This window comes from Proteus sp. FZP2095 (genome assembly GCF_023701425.1).
In the GTDB taxonomy this organism is placed as follows: Bacteria; Pseudomonadota; Gammaproteobacteria; order Enterobacterales; family Enterobacteriaceae; genus Proteus; species Proteus cibarius.
This window is the reverse complement of sequence record NZ_JAMQBJ010000001.1, coordinates 774,661-794,566: the sequence shown is the minus strand read 5'-3', so window position 1 is coordinate 794,566 and position 19,906 is coordinate 774,661. Positions and strand designations below refer to the sequence as shown.

Sequence of the window (19,906 nt, the reverse complement as noted above, 5' to 3'; positions counted from 1 at the left end):
TGTGGGCTTAAAATATTCTCTTTCAACAATACAGGCAAGAAAACACACTGTTTACTTTAGGTTGACAATATGAATGATATGAATGTTTTTCCCATTCTGATTGCTGTGACTAAGCATTTGAGTATTACCAAAGCTGCCAAAACATTGAATATGACAAAATCAGCAGTTAGTAAGGCAATCCAGGGTGTTGAAGAGAAGTTAGGTATACGCCTATTTCATAGAACAACAAGAAGTGTCAGTTTAACCGAAGAAGGCATTGTTTATATTGGCTATATTCGAGAGTCTTATAAGTTAGCGGTAATGGCAGAAGAGGCTGTTTCACAATTTAGCGATAAAGCCAAAGGTAGAATTAAAATTTCAGCGCCCATGTCATTTGGTACGTTACATCTTGCTAAGATAATGCCTTTATTTATGCAGAAGTACCCAGAGCTTGATGTACAACTTTTATTTGATGACAAAGTAACGGATTTAGTAGCAGAAGGATACGATCTTGCAATTAGAATTAGTGAATTACCCGATTCTTCATTGATAGCACGTCAATTATCACCTTGTCATAGCCAGCTTTATGCTTCTTCAGAATATCTTGATAAATATGGTGAACCCATGCAAGTTTCTGAGTTAAAAAACCACAATTGCTTATCGTATTCATTATATCAAGCTGGCATGGAGTGGGTTTTTTATCAAAGAGGTAAAAAATATAGTCACATTCCTAAAGGTAGTTATCGTGCCAATAATAGTGAAGCATTATTACAAGCCGTTTTACAGGGAATAGGTATTGCTTTACTCCCTCATTTCATTACTCAAACAGCCTTATCAAATACAGATAAAAAGCTTATCCCTATATTGACGCACTTCGATTTACCTGAGCACTTTATTTATGCGGTTTATCCTGACAAAAAAAATCTTCCGCGCAAGATAACGCTATTTGTTGATTTCTTAAAAGAGCAATTCGGTGTTAATAGCGACTATCAACACAATATCGAAAAAGAATAATCACAATAAACGGTTATCATCGCCGAAAAAGTCATCTGCTAACCACTGCGTTACGGTTTTAGCATTAATTTGATTTGCTTGTAGCTTCTCAATCGCAAAATATTCAGGAAACGAGCTATCAGATTCATCATGCTCTTTTTCAAGTTGTTCTAATTTAACAAGCGCATTTTCATAGTTATCAAAAATCGCTTCAATATCACGATAGATCTGACCAAATCCCTCACTAAAACGTGAAACTATGTAATAAAAATCTGAAAGGGGAATATCACAGCTAAAACTATCTAATTTCACCTCTTTAACTTCTATCCATCGGTCTTTTTCAGCAAGTATTTTGACTTGATTTTCCTCGTTTTGATTATCTCTAATAAATATCGTTTTTGCTTTTTCAGCAATATCTTCGTTATCAAAAGCTCCTAAAATAAAATCTGGCCCTTCATAACCTGAAATTCCTACTACGCATAAGTGAATTGTGTTCATTTATTTATCCATAAAAAATATCTAATAAATTTGCTTACTTATCTTACCTACTTTTCTTTTTTACATTGAGTTTAATAGGAAATAAATGTGCTAAAAAATAGCGACTAATCCAATCATTTTTATTGTCGCTTTAAGGGATTTTTCTCTCTTTTAAACCTCATAATCTGGTGGTAATTGCAAAAAGCTTGATGTAGAGTGCTCAGTCTTTTTTTAATGAAGTCTATTGGGGAGGCTGAATGTTTATTGGCTTTGACTACGGAACATCGAACTGTTCTGTTGCAATTATGAAAGAGGGGAAACCCACTCTTTTGCCTTTAGAAGGTAATGATGTGTATATTCCATCAACCCTTTGTGCGCCAACCCGTGAATCTGTTTCTGAGCACTTATTTCGTCATTTAAATATTAAACCTTCCAGCGAAGTTGGCGAACAGCTATTAAGAAAGTCGATTGCGTTTAATCGAGAAGAAGATATTGAATTAGTTCCTGAAGATATTCTTTTCGGACAATCTGCACTAAGTTTATACCTACGTGATCCTCGTGATGTCTATTACGTTAAATCACCCAAATCCTTTTTAGGTGCTTCTGGCCTACATGATATACAAATTAGCTTCTTTGAAGATTTAGTTTGCGCCATGATGGCAAATATTAAGCACCAAGCAGAAAAAAGTACACAAGAAGCGATCACTGATACCGTTATTGGCAAGCCGATTAACTTTAATGGGTTAGGTGGCGACGCTTCAAATAGGCAAGCTGAAAGTATTCTTATCCGTGCAGCTAAAAGGGCCGGCTTTAAGAATATTATGTTTGAATTTGAACCTGTTGCTGCTGGGCTGGAATATGAGTCAACGTTAACTAAAGACCAAACTGTATTAGTCGTTGATATTGGTGGCGGTACCACTGATTGCTCATTAATTCAAATGGGGCCAAGCTACCAAGGCAAAACCGACCGTTCAAATACATTACTTGCCCATAGTGGACAACGTGTTGGTGGTAACGATCTTGATATTTATCTTGCTTTTAAACAGCTTATGCCATTATTTGGTATGACAGGGTTAACGTCTTCAGGGATTAAATTACCACTGAGGCAATTCTGGGACCCGATTGCGATAAATAATGTTGAAGCACAAAAGGATTTTTATTCTCGTCAAAACCTAGCTGCATTAAACCAGCTAAGACGAGATGCTAAAGAGCCTGAAAAAATAGCGCGTCTTATTGAAGTCTATAATGAAACATTGGGTTATAGCATTGTTAGACGTGCTGAAGAAGCTAAAATCGCTTTATCAGATTCTCCTGAATATATTGCTAATATCGCCTTATTAAGTGAAACATTAGAATGCACCATTGAGCGTGAGCAAATGGTGGAGTCGATTGAATCACCTAAAAGTAAAATGATTGAATTAGTTAATGATGCCGTTTTGCAAGGGGGAATAAAACCCGATGCTGTCTTTATGACGGGAGGCTCTGCGCGTTCACCTATTTTATGTCAAGCCATTGAACAGCAATTGCCTAATATTCCAATTGTTAAAGGTAATGACTTTGGATCGGTTACTGCAGGTTTGGCGCGTTGGGGCGAGGTCTGCTTTAAATAATGAGTATTAAATAGTCGGTTTTAAATAACTGATGTTTTCAATATATTAAAGCGCTTTACATTCAATCTTTGTATTGATTAGATGTAGAGCGTTTTGCTTTATAAAACACGATAAAAATACAACATTCGACAGGAGAACACATGTACCGCTTCCAAAATGATTATAATGAAATTGCACATCCTGCGGTCATGAAGGCAATCACTGATACAGTGGGGCAACGCTATGATGGATATGGCATGGATAAGCTTTGTCATCAAGCTGCTCAATCAATAAAACAGCGTATTCAACAACCTGATGCAGATATTCACTTTTTTAATGGTGGTACCATTACTAATTTAACTGCGATCTCTCATTTTTTACGTCCACACCAAGCAGTTATTTCTGTCAGTACTGGGCATATTGCGACACATGAAACAGGCGCTATTGAAGCAACAGGACATAAAGTTATCACGACATTTTCCGCTGATGGCAAATTAACACCAGAGTTATTAAAACCTATTCTTGCTGAGCATAATGATGAACATTGGGTTCAACCCAAACTTGTTTATATAACGAATGCCACAGAAATTGGTACGGTTTACCGCAAAGCGGAGTTGCAAGCATTACGTAACTACTGTAACGAACATAATTTATGGTTGTACCTTGATGGTGCTCGTTTAGCCGCAGGATTAATGTCCGCACAAAGTGATCTGACTATTGAAGATATCGCCAGCTTAACCGATGCATTTTATATTGGTGGTACTAAAATCGGTGCAATGTCAGCTGAAACGCTCGTGATTTGTCATCCTGCACTAAAATCTGATTTCCGTTTTAGCTTAAAACAAAAGGGTGGATTACAAGCGAAAGGTTGGTTATTAGGTGCGCAGTTTGAAGTTTTATTTAAAGATGATCTCTATTTTAAATTAGGCAAACACATTAATGAAATGGCATCACAATTAACTGAATTCTTTACTGAACAAGGCTTTGAATTTTTAGCGCCACCTGAATCTAACCAAGTTTTTGTTATTTTACCAAACACAATTGCGGAAAAATTAACACAACAGTTTGTTTTTCATCGTGTATTACTTAAAAATCCTAACTTGAGTTGCTTACGTCTTTGTACTTCTTGGGCAACAACACAGCAAGATATCGATGGGTTTAAAACAGCATTTCTGCAATTAGTTTAAATTTTCCGTTTAAACTTATCTCTTATTGTTATGCATTACACGCTTATTACGTGTGTAATGCATTTTCAATATAATCAGAATTTAATTGCCTTAAATCTAAATATAATGCTGGAGAGGTACATTAATAATGTTATATTAATTACTCCTCTCTCAACATAAGTAGGGTAAAAGAATGAAGAAATTGACACTCCAAGAGATGATCGATGCCCAAAAAATGCGAGTAAAAACCAGGATAGGTCAAGAGAGAAAGAAATTAGGGCGCGAATTAACCAATGCCGAAATGAATAAAGTCAAAGACTCCATTATTACTGAAATCTCCCTCGAAGTTGAAAAAGCCACCAAAAAAGCACAAGCCCTCAAGAAAAAACAAAAACTAGCCCCTAGTGATGAAACCTATAGCTGGTCCGCTAAAAACCATCGTAGTGGCTATCGTTAATTTTTTAATTAGCCCTGATATATTTATTTATCAGGGCTAAGAGATTAAAATTCCTAACCACAAAATATCGCACAAAATTAAAATAAAATATTTAGTCAATTTCAATAAAAAACTCATAAAATGAGTATTTTATATACGTAATATATTTATTTTTAAGATATAAGTACTGAGTTGTTTCGTTATTATCAATTCAATCTTAAAGGTAAATTAGAGCTTTTAATTATTAGCTTAAATTATTAAAATAAAATAATACATTTTATTTTTACTGACATATTTTTTAGATGATTTAACTAATGACAATAAAACCTCATAACCCCAATGAAATATATAGAAAGATCAATGATGAACTTACAATTCTTATACACTCGATGTGTGAGCAATCATCTGATGAAATAATAAACAAAGCAGGAAGTGATGCACGAAATAAATTAGAACAATTTCAAGAAGTATTAAAAAAAGATCTTGATTCTTTACAAAAGAATGCAGAATGGAATATTTTTACTATCGCGTTTTATGGGGAAACAGGCGCAGGCAAATCAACATTAATTGAAACACTGCGAATACTTTTGCGTGAATCAAAAAAATTAGAGAATCAGAAGAAATACCGTCAACAATATGCTAATTATCAATACTGCTCTGATGATATTGAAAAAACTAAAAACTCTATAGATGAAATCAAGCATAATGCAGAGAAAACAACATCAAAAATCAATGAATTAAATGATTTCCACGCTCAGGAAAGATATGATATCCAACAATTAATTAAAGAAAGTGATATTGAGTTTTTACCGCAACTTAATGAAATTAAAAATCAATTAGAACAAAAAGAGCGCATTAACACTCAGATATTGCAGCAAATTGATGATATTAATATTCAAATTTCTGAATATAAAAAAAAGGCATCATTATGGCAGAAATTTCTTCTTTTTTTTAATAAACTACCTGAAGAAATCACATTAAGTAATTTAGAAAAACAAGTTATTTTAACTGGAATCGAATGCAAAACCATACATCAACAATATAATTCACGCAAACTATTGATTAAAGAAAAACAAAAACCCTTATACTCTAAGCTAGCAAATTTAAATGAAAGGTTAGAACAGGAAAAGCAACAATTTGAAGATCAATTACAGTTTTTAAAGAATGAGGGTATTTCGTTAACAAAAAAAAATGAACAATTAGAAACACTATTAGAAAAACAACATGCATTATTATCTCAATATGCTGATGGTGAGATTATTGGTGATGGCCGCGCTGATTTTACAAGAGAAACTCAATGTTATAATTTAACACTAAATGGAAATGTTTTTTCTTTATTAGATGTTCCAGGCATTGAAGGAAAAGAAGAACTTGTTTTAAAAGAAATTGAAAATGCCATTGAACGAGCTCATGCTGTCTTCTACATCACAAATAAAGCAGCACCACCACAAACAGGGGATGAAGGAAGAAAAGGAACATTAGAAAAAATAAAACAACATTTAAATTCACAAACAGAAGTATGGTCAATTTTTAATAAAAAAGTAACCAATCCAAAATTAACATTAAAAAATAGGCCATTGCTATCTGATGATGAATCAAGCAGCTTGTCTGTATTAGATGAAAAAATGAGTGAACAACTTGGTTCTCATTATAAAAAAACAATTGCATTAACCGCATTACCTGCTTTTTTAGCATCGACAGACTGTTTAGTTCCTCATTCTCAAAATGCCAAACGTCGTACTAAATTTTTACAAGATTTCATGGAGTATGATTTATTAGAATTGACTGGTATTCTTGATTTTATCAATTTGTTGGAAAAAGAATTACTACCCGATAGCCAAAATAAAATTTATCAAGCAAATCTTAATAAAGCTAAAGAAGCTCTTAACAAAACTACCAAAGGGCTTGATGATGTAGAAAAAACTTATCAAGATCTCGCTGATGATGTTTCTGTCAAGTGTGAAGAATCAAAGATATTACTGGATTCAAGCTTCCGCATCATGCAAACACGATTAAATAGCAATATCGCAAATCTTATTCGTGATGCTATACATGATATACGTACAAATGTTTATTCACGTATTGAAGATAATATTAGTAATGATCATTTTAAAGGGATTTTAGAACAAAAGGTCAAAGCAGAATTGAGTAAACTTTCAGCCTCTTTACCTCATACAATCAAACAACAAATTGAGCATTTTCAAACTGAGGCTTCTGATATTTTTCAGCGTTATGAAGAGCAAACACAAGATTTAATGCATCTAACTGAGAAATTGAATAAAGCTAAATTAGATAACGATATCAATATAAAAATCAACATTGACAGTGGGATAAATAAAGCTGGTTTATTGGGTGCATTAGCTGGGTTGGCACTTATACCAATTACAGGTGGAGCTAGTGCGTGGATTATTGCTGCGTCAGCATTTACAGCAATTGTCTCTATTGGTAAAGCAGTTGTGGGTTTCCTGAGTAGTAATTATAAAATGTCTCAACAAAAAAAATCAACTAACGAAAACTTACGCAAAATTGAATCTCATTTGACAGAAACTTTAAACGACAATTTAGCTCAAGTTCTTCCTAAAATGAAAGATAGTATAAAAACAATTAAACAATCACTTGATGAGCCAATAATCAAAATGAACCAAACGGCAGTATTGTTAAAAAATTCAAATCAAAAACTAAAAATCTTATCTAGAAGTATTCAAACAGAAGGTAATTTGTAATGAAACATACACTCACTAACTTTAACGAAAAGCAAACTCAAATCCTTAATTTATTGAATAGACTCTTACGCTTTTTACAACAAGGTACTCAAGCAGGTGTTTCCATTGATCCTTCTTTAATTAAAAAATTAGAAAATAATATTGCTCATGTAGTTGATGAAAAGTTAAAAGTTGCATTAATAGGTGGTTTTTCAGAAGGGAAAACCTCAATAGCGGCTGCATGGATGGAAAAACTAGATAAATCCACGATGAAAATTAGCCATCAGGAATCTTCTAATGAAGTTAAAGTTTATGAAATTGGCGAAGAGTTCGTGTTAATCGATACTCCGGGGTTATTTGGTTTTAAAGAGCAGCAAAATGCACAAACATTTGAGGTAGAAAAATATAAAGATCTCACTAAAAAACATGTCAGTGATGCACACCTTGTTCTTTATGTTATGAATTCAACCAATCCGATTAAAGAAAGTCATAAAGAAGATATGTATTGGTTATTCCGTACTCTAAATTTATTGCCACGTACTATTTTTGTCTTAAGCAGGTTCGATGAAGTTGCCGATGTTGAAGATGAAGATGACTATCAAGAAAATCTTAATATAAAACAACAAAATGTCATTGGTCGTTTACAAGATATGATATCTCTTACACAAGAAGAGATTAATACATTATCTATTGTTGCTGTTGCCGCCAATCCTTTTGATGAAGGTATTGATTACTGGCTTGAAAATATTGAGCAATTTAAAGCACTTTCTCATATCACTCATTTGCAAACAGCGACAGCAAATAAAATTACTCAAAATGGAGGAAGTGAGGCATTAGATGCTGAAATGCGTACAAGCGTTATCAGTGATATTCTTCATAAGCAATTGCCTATAGCTATTGATGCTAATGCTAGTATTTCCCATGAAGTGGGCCAACTTGAAAAAGCTTATCAGCGTTTAGATAATCAAATGAGAAATACCCAAGCACAAATTAGTGAAACTCAAATTACATTGAGTAATTTTGTTACTCACTACTTTGCTGACTTAATCATGCAAGCCAAAGGATGCAGCATTGAAACATTTAGTGATTTTTATGAGCGTGAAATTGGTGATGAAGGCATCATGATTAATAATAAACTGCAAAATGAATTTCGTAGTCAGATGGGTGTTATTAATCTTGAAGTTGAAAAAATACAAACCAGTTTTGATAGTGAAGTGAGCCATTTTAATAATACAATTAAATCCCTAGGTAAAATGGGAATAAATAACGTCCTAAAAGGCAATTTTATTAATAATAAAACTGTACTTGCAACACGTGATGGCATCGTGTCTGTTGCTAAAACTGTTGGTCTTGATATTGGTAAATATCTTAAATTTAAACCTTATGGTGCTATTAATTTTGCTAAAGGTGCCAATGCGGCGTTAGCGGCTGTTGGTGTGATTATAGAGATTTGGGATAGCTATGATAAATATAAAAAAGAAGAGCAATTTAAACAAGTTATTGATGATATGGTCAAAGGATTTAACGAACAAAGAAGCGACCTTGTTGCATTAATTGACTCACCTGAATTTGCAGAAAAATTCTTCGCTAATTACATAACACTTAACAATCAAATCAAAGAACTGGGTTCAAATTTATCTGATAGTCGAGAAAGAGAAAATGTATTCTCAGCTTGGCTTACAGAAGCAAAATTATTAGAAAGTGAACTAGTGACTCTTTTTTAATTAAGCGAACATAAAATAGCGCTAACTTTTGAAAAATTAGCGCTATTCTTTTACCCTGATATTGACGCAATATAGTTATATTTCCATCGTATCAATTAATGAATATAACTTTTTAAAGGCATGATATTTTTTTTCATATGTTTTATGTTTTTCTAAATTTGGTGTGTGGCGTTTGTTAAGCTTAGGTTGAGAAAGAATAACCTGTGATGAATGAGCAGGGTTTACTGCCAATTGTGCTAGTCTCGCAGCTCCAAGTGCCGGACCAACATCGCCACCTTGGCGATAATCGAGGGTTTTTCCTGTAATATCTGCGAGCAATTGTCGCCAATATTCACTCCTTGCACCACCACCAATTAACGTAATGTTATTAGCTAATTGACCTGCATTTTCAGCAACTTCAATCCCTTGTCGTAACGCAAAGCTTATACCTTCAAGAACAGCTTGGCATAAGTCAGCACGTTGATGTTCATGGGTTAATCCCCAAAAGACACCTTTCGCATTAGGATTGTTATAAGGCGTCCGTTCGCCTGAAAGATAAGGTAAAAACAGGAGGGGGCTATCAGCAAAAATTGCGTGTTCAATCTCTTCAAACATCGCACCCACACTCTCAATTCCTGTCAATTGACACACCCAATCAAGGCACGATGCAGCACTTAGCATCACAGACATTAAATGCCAAGTATTAGGTAATGCATGACAAAAACTGTGTACTGCATTGTCACTATTTTGGAGAAACTTTTCGCTAACAACAAAATAAACACCTGAAGTACCTAGAGAGAGCATCGCTTGACCGGGCTGATAAACGCCGACACCAATTGCACCCGCTGCATTATCGCCACCACCAGCAATAATAGGCACTTGTTTCATCTGCCATTTTTTAGCGATATCAGCCAATAGATAGCCGGTTATTTGATTGCCTTCAAACAACGTCGGCATTTGACGACGCGTTAATCCTGTGGCATTTAAAAGCTCATCACTCCAATCTCGCTTTTGCATATCTAGCCAAAGCGTACCTGCTGAATCCGACATATCACTGGCGAAATTACCGCTCATCTTCCAACGTAAAAAATCTTTAGGTAATAAAACATGCGCAATGCGTTGAAAAATTTCAGGCTCATTTTCAGCAACCCATTGTAGTTTTGGCGCAGTAAAGCCGGGCATAACTAAGTTACCCGTAATTTTTTTAAACTGGGGATATTGCGCTTCAAGTGCCTGACACTGTTTAAAACTACGGCCATCATTCCATAAGATTGCAGGACGCAACACCGCTTGTTGAGCATCAAGCAAAACGGCACCATGCATTTGACCGCTTAGTCCAATCGCCTCGATTTGATCCATTGGATAACTGCGTCCAAGCTGAAGAATGGCTTCATCTGTTGCTTGCCACCATTGCAGGGGATCTTGTTCTGACCATTGAGGGTGAGGGCGTGATATTGCTAAAGAAACGGAATGACTGGCGATAACGTCACCTTGCTCATTCATAATGATCGCTTTAACGCTCGAAGTGCCTAAATCTAGCCCTAAATACATAAAGTTATCCCATGACCTGTATCTAATTAATAACACAGCGGAAAGCCCGCTATGTTATTACATTTATGCCATTAGCCAAAAATATAGCGATTCACTAAACTTTCTAGCATTTCTTGGCGTCCACTTTGTAATTGTGGCGCTAAGGTGTTGCTTTGTGCATATTTTGCTACTTCTTCAAGGCTTAATTTACCTTGTAAGATATTTTGACCAAACTCTGCACTCCAGCCTGAATAACGCTGCGCTGTAAATTTATCAAGACCACCATCTTGGATCATTCTTGCTGCAATGCGTAATGCCATTGCCATTGTATCCATTCCTGAAATATGTCCGTAGAAAAGGTCATATTTATCATTACTTTGACGACGAACTTTTGCATCAAAGTTTAAACCACCTGTTGTAAATCCACCTGATTTAAGAATTTCATACATGACTAGTGCATTTTCTTCTACGCTATTTGGGAATTGGTCTGTATCCCAACCTAATTGTGGATCACCACGGTTAGCATCAACAGAGCCTAAAATACCTAACGCAATGGCAGTCGCAATTTCATGATGGAAGCTATGTCCTGCTAACGTTGCGTGGTTGGCTTCAATGTTTACTTTGACTTCTTTTTCAAGACCAAACTGTTTTAAGAAACCATAAACAGTCGCAGTATCGTAATCGTATTGATGTTTTGTCGGCTCTTGTGGTTTTGGTTCAATCAGTAATGTGCCTTGGAAACCAATTTTATGTTTATGCTCAACAACCATCTGCATAAAGCGACCAATTTGCTCTCTTTCTTGGCGTAAGTCTGTATTTAACAGCGTTTCATAACCTTCGCGTCCGCCCCATAATACATAGTTTTCACCCCCCAGCGCTTTTGTTGCTTTCATTGCTTCACAAACTTGTGTCGCAGCCCATGCAAAAACATCAGGATCAGGGTTAGTCGCTGCACCCGCACCATAACGAGGATTGGTGAAGCAGTTTGCGGTTCCCCATAATAGCTTAACGTTGGTTTCTTCTTGTTTTTTCGCTAATACATCGGTGATCGCCGCCATATTAGAGATATATTCATTGATGTTATTGCCTTCAGAAATAACATCCACATCATGAAAACAGTAGAAAGGAACATTGAGCTTATGAAAGAACTCAAAGGCAACATCTGCTTTACGTTTTGCTTGTTCTAATGCTTCACCCGGTGTTTGCCACGGTCTATCAAAAGTACCTATACCGAACATATCAGAACCATTCCAGCAAAAATTATGCCAGTAGCAAGCGGCAAATCTTAGGTGATCTTCCATGCGTTTACCTAAAATAATCTCATCTGGATTATAGTAACGAAACGCTAATGGATTATCGCTTGTTGTGCCTTCATATTGAATTTGTTCAATTTTATCAAAGTAAGACATGGAACCGTCCTTATTTAGTATCAAGTTGTAATTCTGAATGTGATTCAAGCTCAGCAGTCATCTCTTCCTGCTCTTCTGGTGTTAATTTGGCAATGCCAAAGCCCGTGAAACCCCACAGCATGGCGAAGAAGATGCCACTCCAGCACAATACAGCCCAAGGTAAGTAACTTAAGGTTGCAACGCCTAACGTACCTGCCATATAAGCGCCTGCGGCTGTCCACGGTAAAATGGGTTCAAAGATAGTGGCAGAGTCTTCTACCGTACGAGCTAGGTTTTTAGGGTGTAAGCCTCGTTCGATATAAGCACCGCGCAACATTTCAATAGGAATAAGGATTGAGATTTGTCCATTACAGGTCACGCCAATCATGGTTAGCCCACAAGCAATTGTGGCTAAGATCATTGAACCAGTTGAGTGAACCATTTTTAATAATGCATGGACAATCACTTCTAATGCGCCACTTAACGATAAAGTACCGGCAAAAGAGAGGGCGCAGAAGCAGATAAGCAGGGTGCTCATCATTGAGTTCATGCCACCACGATTTAATAAGTTACCTAATAATTCAGGAACTTCTTTCCCTTGGATCATTGAGACATTGAAGCCATCAACCGCACTTTTTACGATGTCATGTAATCCAAAACCTTGAATAAGATAAGCATTAAACATAGCAATGGCGGCCGAAGCTAACATCACAGGGATAGTTGGTTTTTTCGTTACTGAACCATATAAAATCACTAATACAGGAATGAGAAGGATTAGATTGAAGTTATAAACATTCTCAAGACCATTGGTAATTAATGTCACTTTTTCTGGCACACCTTGTCCTGCTAAATCACCGTTCATGCCATAAACAGTCATCACAATTGCGGTTAAAATGAGCGAAGGCAGTGTGGTATAAAGTAAGTGCCAGATATGTTGATAGAGGTCGATCCTTGCGGCCATTGCGGCAAGGTTAGTATCACCTGATAGCGGTGAAAGTTTGTCGCCGAAATAGGCACCCGCAACTACGGCACCCGCTGTTGCAGCAAGATTTGCTTCCATACCAACAGCAACCCCCATAAAGGCAACACCGATGGTTCCTGCTGAGCCCCATGAAGTTCCTGTACAGACCGACACTAATGATGTCACCAATAATGCCGTAACATAAAGCATTTCTGGGCTGATCATTTTTAAGCCGTAATAGATCATCAATGGAATGGTACCACCAATCATCCATGTGCCGATTAACAAGCCCACGCTGATTAAAATCAGTAAAGCTGGCATGGTTTTAGCAATTTTTTGTGATATTGCCGTTAAGATCTCGTCATAGCGATACCCTAATCGTTTGACCAATAGTGCAGCTACAACTGTAGACAGCACCATTAAAGGCTCTGGTGGTAAATCAAAAGCGGCGTAGCCTCCTCCTAATAGCACCACCATGGTGAATATAGGAAAGAGTGATTCGAGTAATGTAGGTGTTCTCGGGCTGTTTATCGTTTGCGTTTTCATTGTAATTTATTCCAAACTGGCGTGAGGTAAGGTACGAATAAGCCGAGTGAAAACGGTTTCTAATATTGAACGAGGTGTCGCGATATTAATGCGGAAAAAACCATCCCCAACCGCACCAAAACCACGCCCCCAACTCATTTCCACTTCAGCTAATGAAACAAACCAATGTTTTAGTTGTTCTTCAGATAACTGCATTTTTTGGTAGTTAATCCATAGCATGTAGGTGCCATGACTTTGAGTGATAACCCAATCAGGAAAATAACGTTCACATTGTTCTTTTACCCAATGTCGGTTATCAGCAAGATACGTTTTTAATTCACCAACCCATTGTTGGCCCTGTAAGGTGTAAGCTTGTAAAAAAGCGGGAACTGAGAAATAACCTGGATTATGAATACCCGCAGCAATTAAGCATTGCTTGAATTTTTCACGATATTCCGGATTAGCAATAACGATATTGGCGACTTCGAGTCCGGCTAAATTGAATGTTTTAGCGGGAGAAGTACAAATAAAAGAGTGTTGTTTTACATAACTATTTATTGATGAAATAGGGTGATAAGTTGCACCATCAAAAACAAAATCAGCATGTACATCATCAGAAATAATAAAAATCTGATATTTCTGTGCAAGTTCCGCTATTTTTAATAGATCACTTTTTTGCCATACCGTTCCTGTTGGATTATGTGGCGATAGTAAAATAAAGCAGACAGACTGTTTAAACTTACTTTCTAAGTCATCAAAATCAATTTCATAATAGCCGTCACGATAAATCAACGGGCTTTCTAATAGTTCACGTTGATTGACACAAACCGCATTACTAATAGGGTGATACGCCGGTGACAGGGTTGTGACTTTATCACCAACGCGTGTGAAGTTTTGAATATAAAGTGAAACAGCTTGAATAATACGAGGACAAAAAACAATAGATTCAGGCTCAACAACCCACTGATATTGCGTTTTAAACCAATTTACAGCAACGTTATTCCAATCATGGCTAAGGTCGGTATAGCCATAAATTCCTTTGAGATTGAATTGAGCCAATGCATTAATAATAAAATCAGGCGCAGGAATATCCATATCTGCAACAGATAACGGAATAACATTAGCGTTACTATTACACCATTTTGCGCTATAGGTATTTTGCCTAGAAATTAATTTATTAAAGTTATTCTGATACATGAAAAATCTCCTCGGCAACCGTGTTTAAAAACAAAATACTCGTTGTGATTAACATTGGTTATTCCTATTTTTTACTTTGCTATTACGAAATTTGGCTTGTGTGATAGTAATCACATAGCGATGAAAGCAAGTTCTAGCAACATTAAAGCTGTGGTTTAATGCCTAGCTGGATAATTAGGTAGAGTAAAATGAAAAAAGATAAATACTTTCGTATTGTGCTGTTATTCAACGCTAATAAAGTCTATGACCGACAAGTGGTTGAGGGTGTTGGAGAGTATCTTCAGGCATCACAGTGCCATTGGGATGTATTTATTGAAGAAGATTTCCGCACTCGACTTGATAATATAAACCATTGGGTTTGTGATGGTATTATTGCTGATTTTGATGATCCGATTATTGCTAAGCATTTAAGCCAATCACCATTAACGGTTATTGGTGTCGGAGGCTCTTATCATCAAGAAGAAAATTATCCCCCCGTTCCTTATATTGCTACTGATAATTATGAATTAGTTCAACAAGCCTTTTTGCATTTAAAACAAAAAGGGCTTAAACACTTTGCATTTTATGGTTTACCAGCAAAAGATCATCCCCATTGGTCTAATGAACGAGAGCATGCATTTCGACAATTAGTTACCAGCGAAAAATATCCGGGTATCGTTTATAACGGCATGGATATTACACAAGAGAACTGGCAACACGCACAAAATCGTTTATCCGATTGGATACAAACTTTACCACCACAAACTGGAATTATTGCGGTCACCGATGCAAGAGCACGACACTTACTGCAAGTTTGCGACAATTTAAATATTAATGTGCCTGAAGAAATAAGCATTATCGGTATTGATGATGAAGATATGACACGTTATTTATCTCGCATCGCATTATCTTCTGTTGTGCAAGGTTCACGACAAATGGGATATTTAGCAGCAAAACTATTACACCAAACGCTGGAAGGGCATCCAACCAATAAACAACAAAGAGTGTTGGTTCCACCCGTTAAAATAGTCGAACGTCGCTCAACCGATTTTCACTCATTTAACGATCCTACCGTTGTGCAAGCTATGCATTATATTTATTACAATGCCTGTAAAGGGATAAAAACAGAGCAAGTTTTAGATGCGGTTAATATGTCGCGCTCTAATTTAGAGCAACGGTTTAAAAAGGAGATTGGCAAGACAATTCATACTGTTATTTATGAAGAGAAACTCAAACGCGCTCAAAATTTATTAGCCACCACAACACTCGCAATCCAAGAAATATCAGTGATGTGTGGCTATCCTTCATTGCAATATTTTTACTCTATCTTTAAAAAAGAATTTGGTATGACGCCAAAAGAGTTTAGGGATGAGTGAATTCCAATATATGTCTATATGTCACATCATATTTATAATTAATTGAATTTTATTTTCTACGGCTATTCGCCCAAGGATCACAATCTGGGTGGTCGATAACTTCAATCACATCATCAATATCAGCTTCGAGAGAATCAAGATAGAGTGCTTCTACTTCAGCACGTGCCCAAGGAGTTCTGCGCAAAAATTTTAAACTTGATTTCACGCTAGGATCACTTCTAAAGCAGTTAATTTTGATGAGTTGACCTAATTTAGCCCAGCCATATTTAGCCACCAGCGCATTTATTTGCATTTCGAGAGTAACGCCATGCAAAGGATCTTTAGAAACGTGTCCGGTCATTACTATTTTACCTACAATGAAATAGAAGAAACGGTGCAGAGTACAAGAAAGCAGTGAGAGTGGCAATAAAATGGACTGAATAAAATAGAGATGATGTGTTGTTACCCAGCATAGCTTGTAATATAAAAAATTCCCATTTGTTTGTTTTAGAAAACTATAAGCAAACAGATAGCCAGAAGCGGGAGTTTCTCTTATGAATTAAAAATCATAAAAAATCAAAAAATAGTTGTAATAAATCCATTATTTCATCGCATAATAGATTATTTAATATAGAAGGAAAAACCCCGCCCATTGAAAATGAGCAATTATTTCAAACATATAAAAATATAATTATTATTACCTCATATTTATTAAATTAAATGATTAAAGCAATAGCCGTTATTTATACTACATAATCCATCCATTAAAAATAGAAATATATTATATAAATAAATTTTTATAGCGCTGGAAATAAAAATGAAAGAATTTAATAAGTACAAAAATATATTGAATGAAATTGACTACTATGTGTATGCCCTTTGTGAAGTAAATGGGACTCGTCGTATACCATTTTATATTGGGAAAGGTAAAAATTCTCGCTGTCTTACCCACATTGCTGAAGCCGAAAAAATGAAGAAAAGTGGCGATAAATTAGATGAAAAAACACAAAAAATCATTGAATTACAAAAAAATAATATGCTTGGTATTGATATTTTGTGTCATGGGATTAATAACTCAGATAGTGCATATATGGTCGAACGGACTTGCCTAGATTTAATTGGTATTGACCTTTTGACTAATAAAATTAATGGAAAAAGTAGTAGCAATAATGAAACCTACAAAAGACAAGGTAGGTTAACAATAGAGGAAATACAATCCATTTATTCTCGTGAAGATGTTGATGTTTCACCTGAACACAGTGGTTTAGTTTTTATTTTAAATAAACTTTATAAATTTGGTATGACTGATCTTCAATTATTCGAGGCAACCAGAGGTGTGTGGCATAATCCACCAAGAAATGATGAATCTGTAAAGTATGCTTATGCTACCTATAATAATATTGTTAAGGAAGTATACGAAATTCACGGATGGGTAAAAGCTGGAACACAAGAATATTTTACTCGAACAATAAAATTACCTAGTGAACGTTGGGAATTTATAGGTCGAAAAGCACCTCAAGATATTCGCGATCGCTATGTTGGAAAAGTAATCAATTATAACCGTAGTTATAGTAGTCCATTTGTCAGAGTTGGAAAAAATAACTAATTTAAGATAATGAATAAAATAGAAATATAAATTTCTATTTATATTTCTATTTTGGCTAGCCATTCACAATCCAACACCGTTATCGATTTACTCTTTAATTTAATCGCCTTAATACTGACTAAATGTGCCAAAGCGCGGTTTAATTGTCTGGTTGAGATCCCAAGCATTGCTGCTAATGAGTCTCTTTTTTCTAATTGAAAAGAGAGTCCTTCTTGTTGTGCTTTAAAAAATAAATATCGACGTAATTTAAATTCTGAAGAATAGGGTGATTGAGCGTGTTTTAATGACGTTTGATAAAGTTTTTGGCTTAATTGCTGGCAAATAAAGGTTAGAAAGTTAGCATCTTGTAATGCTTTTTGTCTGACAATGGAAAGAGGTAACGCTAATAAATAGGAAGGAACTAAGGCTTGTACGGTACTAAATACCATTTCATCTTTAGCTGAAAACAGCTCTAAATCACCAATAACACAGAAAGCTTGTTCAAAAGAAAAAACCACATGCTCACCGTTTATTTCATAACGTTCAATCTGTAATTTTCCTTCCACTAGACAGTATAAATGTGTTGCTTGGCTATTTTGCGTTATTAAATATTCCCCCGTTTTCACTTCCATTAATCGCATAGAAGACAACAATGCATCAGATAAATAAGTATCAAGTTGATGCATTAAAATAAAAGCGTTACGCTTTTTTTCGTCATTAACTATTTTCACTCTTATTTTCCTTTCGCAATTAAGCCTCAATTTATTATCGAAAATAGCATACTTTTTAAAAAAGGACATATGTCCTTTTTTAGGCTGGTGGAGGTGATTACTATCATGATATTCCTAATATTTAGAGACTATATTAATGACATTCAATCCCAGCTTATTACCTAAAGTCGAGCTTCATGTGCATTTAGATACTTGTTTAAGCTATTTTTATATTAAACAGTTAGATCCAACAATAAGTTTTGATAAGTTTAATCAGCAATTTGTTGCTCATAAACCCTGTTTTGATTTGGGCGATTTTTTAAGTAAAGTCACTCCTCAAATTGATATTTTGCAGACTAAATCAGCAATTACGCTGGCTGTTGACGATCTATTTTATCAGTTGAAAGCAGACAATGTTATTTATGCTGAAATCCGTTTTTCCCCGTTATTACACACAAAGCAGGGCTTAACAGATAAAGACGTTGTTGAAGTTGTTATTTCAGCAATGAATGAAGCATCTCAAAAATATGATATTAAAGCGGGATTGATCTTATGCACATTGCGTCATTTTAGTGCGTTAGAGAGTCTACAAACCGCCAAATTAGTTGTCGAATATCTGAATAAAGGTGTTGTCGCACTTGATTTAGCGGCTGATGAAGCGCGTTTCCCTTTAGATAATCATATTGCTGCTTTTGATTATGTTAAAAAATCAGGAGGGAATTTAATTGCTCATGCAGGGGAAGCGAAAGGCGCTGAAAGCATTACTGAAACATTGGATAAACTGCATGTTACTCGAATTGGTCATGGTGTAAGAAGTATTGAAGATAGTGAAGTCATTAACAGGCTTAAATCTCAAAATATATTATTAGAGGTTTGCCCAAGCTGTAATATTATCTGCAATATTTATGAGCAAATAGACCAACATCCCGTTAATCAACTAAAAAAGCAGGGTGTTAAATTAAATATTAATACCGATGCGCGAACAGTTGCCAATACTTCGTTAAATAAAGAGTATCAGTTATTACATGATATTTTTGGTTGGAGAGAAAAAGACTTTCAGCAATGCAATATCGATGCTCTTAATGCCAGTTTTATTACAAATGACGTTCATAAAAAGCTAATGGATAAACTCTGTTATGTTCATGCAAAATAGTGACTACACATAATAATCATCAAAGAGAACACCTTTATTTTTAAGGTGTTCTCTTTATTTTTAAGCGGAAATACCTACTTATCAGATTGCGATTACTCAATTTAGATAAAACAATGTGATATAAAACATAAGAATGGTGAAATCTAATCACATCCTTCCTGTTTTAAGAATAATTACATTCAATAAGTAAAAAGAATTGATGACTATGCTTGTATAACCCTTATCAATGTAAGGATACAACATGTCAGAAGAACAGCGTCATCAAATGGATAATTTAGCAAACATTAAACAGTGTTTAATACACTGCCTTAATGAGAATTGGCTATTCTCAGATGATCCCTTGACGCAAGCATTCTGCCTTAAACGTTTAACTCAATGGGCTTATAGCGACATTTTAGAGCAAAAAGTAACGAATGAATTAGGGAATAAATACTGGCGAGCTTTTCATTCTAATAATGATTACCTCATCATTTTTTGA

General features: G+C 35.4%; 17 protein-coding genes. 10 read left to right on the top strand and 7 right to left on the bottom strand.

What is annotated here, in order from left to right; all coding sequences use genetic code 11:
• The first annotated feature begins 69 nt into the window (after positions 1 to 69).
• Positions 70 to 993 carry a LysR family transcriptional regulator gene (locus NBG71_RS03830; protein WP_250916550.1) on the top strand — a complete coding sequence of 308 codons (924 nt, stop codon included), beginning with the start codon at positions 70 to 72 and terminating at the stop codon, positions 991 to 993.
• Here NBG71_RS03830 and NBG71_RS03825 read toward each other — a convergent pair whose 3' ends face one another.
• Entirely contained in the window at positions 994 to 1,470 is a 477-nt protein-coding gene (locus NBG71_RS03825; protein ID WP_223672429.1) for a hypothetical protein, read from the bottom strand.
• Positions 1,471 to 1,706: 236 nt separating this feature from the next.
• Here NBG71_RS03825 and yegD point away from each other — a divergent pair, with 236 nt between their 5' ends.
• The 5 genes from yegD (at position 1,707) to NBG71_RS03800 (ending at position 9,066) form a co-directional block, all read left to right on the top strand.
• Positions 1,707 to 3,059: a molecular chaperone gene (gene yegD / locus NBG71_RS03820; protein WP_191902060.1), complete on the top strand. Its 1,353-nt coding sequence runs from the start codon at positions 1,707 to 1,709 to the stop codon at positions 3,057 to 3,059.
• Between the two features lie 140 nt (positions 3,060 to 3,199).
• Positions 3,200 to 4,225 (top strand): threonine aldolase family protein, encoded by a 1,026-nt coding sequence (locus NBG71_RS03815; RefSeq protein ID WP_250916549.1) that lies wholly within the window; start codon positions 3,200 to 3,202, stop codon positions 4,223 to 4,225.
• Between the two features lie 172 nt (positions 4,226 to 4,397).
• A complete protein-coding gene (gene yjbD, locus NBG71_RS03810) occupies positions 4,398 to 4,661 on the top strand; it encodes a DUF3811 domain-containing protein (protein ID WP_250916548.1) in 264 nt (87 codons plus the stop codon).
• Between the two features lie 293 nt (positions 4,662 to 4,954).
• Positions 4,955 to 7,363, top strand: a complete 2,409-nt coding sequence (locus NBG71_RS03805; protein WP_156733400.1) for an SMC family protein — start codon at positions 4,955 to 4,957, stop codon at positions 7,361 to 7,363.
• On the top strand, positions 7,363 to 9,066 hold the full coding sequence (locus NBG71_RS03800) for a LeoA/HP0731 family dynamin-like GTPase (RefSeq protein WP_075672823.1): 1,704 nt from the start codon (positions 7,363 to 7,365) through the stop codon (positions 9,064 to 9,066). The genes NBG71_RS03805 and NBG71_RS03800 overlap by 1 nt, the downstream gene beginning before the upstream one ends.
• A 75-nt stretch (positions 9,067 to 9,141) precedes the next feature.
• On the opposite strand, the gene xylB is transcribed toward NBG71_RS03800, so the two are convergent.
• The 4 genes from xylB to NBG71_RS03780 form a co-directional block, all read right to left on the bottom strand.
• Positions 9,142 to 10,596, bottom strand: a complete 1,455-nt coding sequence (gene xylB / locus NBG71_RS03795) for a xylulokinase (RefSeq protein ID WP_075672822.1) — start codon at positions 10,594 to 10,596, stop codon at positions 9,142 to 9,144.
• Between the two features lie 71 nt (positions 10,597 to 10,667).
• Positions 10,668 to 11,984, bottom strand: a complete 1,317-nt coding sequence (xylA, locus tag NBG71_RS03790; protein ID WP_075672821.1) for a xylose isomerase — start codon at positions 11,982 to 11,984, stop codon at positions 10,668 to 10,670.
• A gap of 10 nt (positions 11,985 to 11,994) precedes the next feature.
• Positions 11,995 to 13,470: a Na+/H+ antiporter NhaC gene (nhaC, locus tag NBG71_RS03785; protein ID WP_075672820.1), complete on the bottom strand. Its 1,476-nt coding sequence runs from the start codon at positions 13,468 to 13,470 to the stop codon at positions 11,995 to 11,997.
• 6 nt (positions 13,471 to 13,476) lie between these two features.
• Positions 13,477 to 14,646 carry a MalY/PatB family protein gene (locus NBG71_RS03780; protein ID WP_164530483.1) on the bottom strand — a complete coding sequence of 390 codons (1,170 nt, stop codon included), beginning with the start codon at positions 14,644 to 14,646 and terminating at the stop codon, positions 13,477 to 13,479.
• 188 nt (positions 14,647 to 14,834) lie between these two features.
• Here NBG71_RS03780 and NBG71_RS03775 point away from each other — a divergent pair, with 188 nt between their 5' ends.
• Complete coding sequence (locus tag NBG71_RS03775) at positions 14,835 to 16,001, top strand: XylR family transcriptional regulator (protein WP_075672818.1); 1,167 nt, start codon at positions 14,835 to 14,837, stop codon at positions 15,999 to 16,001.
• A gap of 49 nt (positions 16,002 to 16,050) precedes the next feature.
• Here NBG71_RS03775 and NBG71_RS03770 read toward each other — a convergent pair whose 3' ends face one another.
• Positions 16,051 to 16,341, bottom strand: a complete 291-nt coding sequence (locus tag NBG71_RS03770; RefSeq protein ID WP_088495627.1) for a VF530 family protein — start codon at positions 16,339 to 16,341, stop codon at positions 16,051 to 16,053.
• Between the two features lie 456 nt (positions 16,342 to 16,797).
• Between NBG71_RS03770 and NBG71_RS03765 the strand changes: the two genes are divergently transcribed.
• A complete protein-coding gene (locus NBG71_RS03765) occupies positions 16,798 to 17,586 on the top strand; it encodes an LEM-3-like GIY-YIG domain-containing protein (protein ID WP_075673835.1) in 789 nt (262 codons plus the stop codon).
• A 38-nt stretch (positions 17,587 to 17,624) separates the two neighbouring features.
• Here the strand turns inward: NBG71_RS03765 and NBG71_RS03760 are convergent, their stop codons facing one another.
• Positions 17,625 to 18,296, bottom strand: a complete 672-nt coding sequence (locus NBG71_RS03760) for a Crp/Fnr family transcriptional regulator (protein WP_083629120.1) — start codon at positions 18,294 to 18,296, stop codon at positions 17,625 to 17,627.
• Positions 18,297 to 18,432: 136 nt separating this feature from the next.
• Between NBG71_RS03760 and add the strand changes: the two genes are divergently transcribed.
• Both add and NBG71_RS03750 read left to right on the top strand, forming a co-directional pair.
• Entirely contained in the window at positions 18,433 to 19,428 is a 996-nt protein-coding gene (add, locus tag NBG71_RS03755; protein ID WP_211839010.1) for an adenosine deaminase, read from the top strand.
• Between the two features lie 241 nt (positions 19,429 to 19,669).
• Positions 19,670 to 19,906 carry a hypothetical protein gene (locus NBG71_RS03750; RefSeq protein WP_159242199.1) on the top strand — a complete coding sequence of 79 codons (237 nt, stop codon included), beginning with the start codon at positions 19,670 to 19,672 and terminating at the stop codon, positions 19,904 to 19,906.

Bases quoted from the DNA above. Each gene is read 5' to 3' on its own strand.
- xylB (WP_075672822.1), bottom strand. From the start codon at position 10,596: ATGTATTTAGGGCTAGATTTAGGCACTTCGAGCGTTAAAGCGATCATT.
- NBG71_RS03830 (WP_250916550.1), top strand. From the start codon at position 70: ATGAATGATATGAATGTTTTTCCCATTCTGATTGCTGTGACTAAGCAT.
- NBG71_RS03825 (WP_223672429.1), bottom strand. From the start codon at position 1,470: ATGAACACAATTCACTTATGCGTAGTAGGAATTTCAGGTTATGAAGGG.
- NBG71_RS03815 (WP_250916549.1), top strand. From the start codon at position 3,200: ATGTACCGCTTCCAAAATGATTATAATGAAATTGCACATCCTGCGGTC.
- add (WP_211839010.1), top strand. From the start codon at position 18,433: ATGACATTCAATCCCAGCTTATTACCTAAAGTCGAGCTTCATGTGCAT.
- NBG71_RS03805 (WP_156733400.1), top strand. From the start codon at position 4,955: ATGACAATAAAACCTCATAACCCCAATGAAATATATAGAAAGATCAAT.
- yjbD (WP_250916548.1), top strand. From the start codon at position 4,398: ATGAAGAAATTGACACTCCAAGAGATGATCGATGCCCAAAAAATGCGA.
- NBG71_RS03780 (WP_164530483.1), bottom strand. From the start codon at position 14,646: ATGTATCAGAATAACTTTAATAAATTAATTTCTAGGCAAAATACCTAT.
- NBG71_RS03750 (WP_159242199.1), top strand. From the start codon at position 19,670: ATGTCAGAAGAACAGCGTCATCAAATGGATAATTTAGCAAACATTAAA.
- xylA (WP_075672821.1), bottom strand. From the start codon at position 11,984: ATGTCTTACTTTGATAAAATTGAACAAATTCAATATGAAGGCACAACA.
- nhaC (WP_075672820.1), bottom strand. From the start codon at position 13,470: ATGAAAACGCAAACGATAAACAGCCCGAGAACACCTACATTACTCGAA.
- NBG71_RS03765 (WP_075673835.1), top strand. From the start codon at position 16,798: ATGAAAGAATTTAATAAGTACAAAAATATATTGAATGAAATTGACTAC.
- NBG71_RS03770 (WP_088495627.1), bottom strand. From the start codon at position 16,341: ATGACCGGACACGTTTCTAAAGATCCTTTGCATGGCGTTACTCTCGAA.
- NBG71_RS03775 (WP_075672818.1), top strand. From the start codon at position 14,835: ATGAAAAAAGATAAATACTTTCGTATTGTGCTGTTATTCAACGCTAAT.
- yegD (WP_191902060.1), top strand. From the start codon at position 1,707: ATGTTTATTGGCTTTGACTACGGAACATCGAACTGTTCTGTTGCAATT.
- NBG71_RS03800 (WP_075672823.1), top strand. From the start codon at position 7,363: ATGAAACATACACTCACTAACTTTAACGAAAAGCAAACTCAAATCCTT.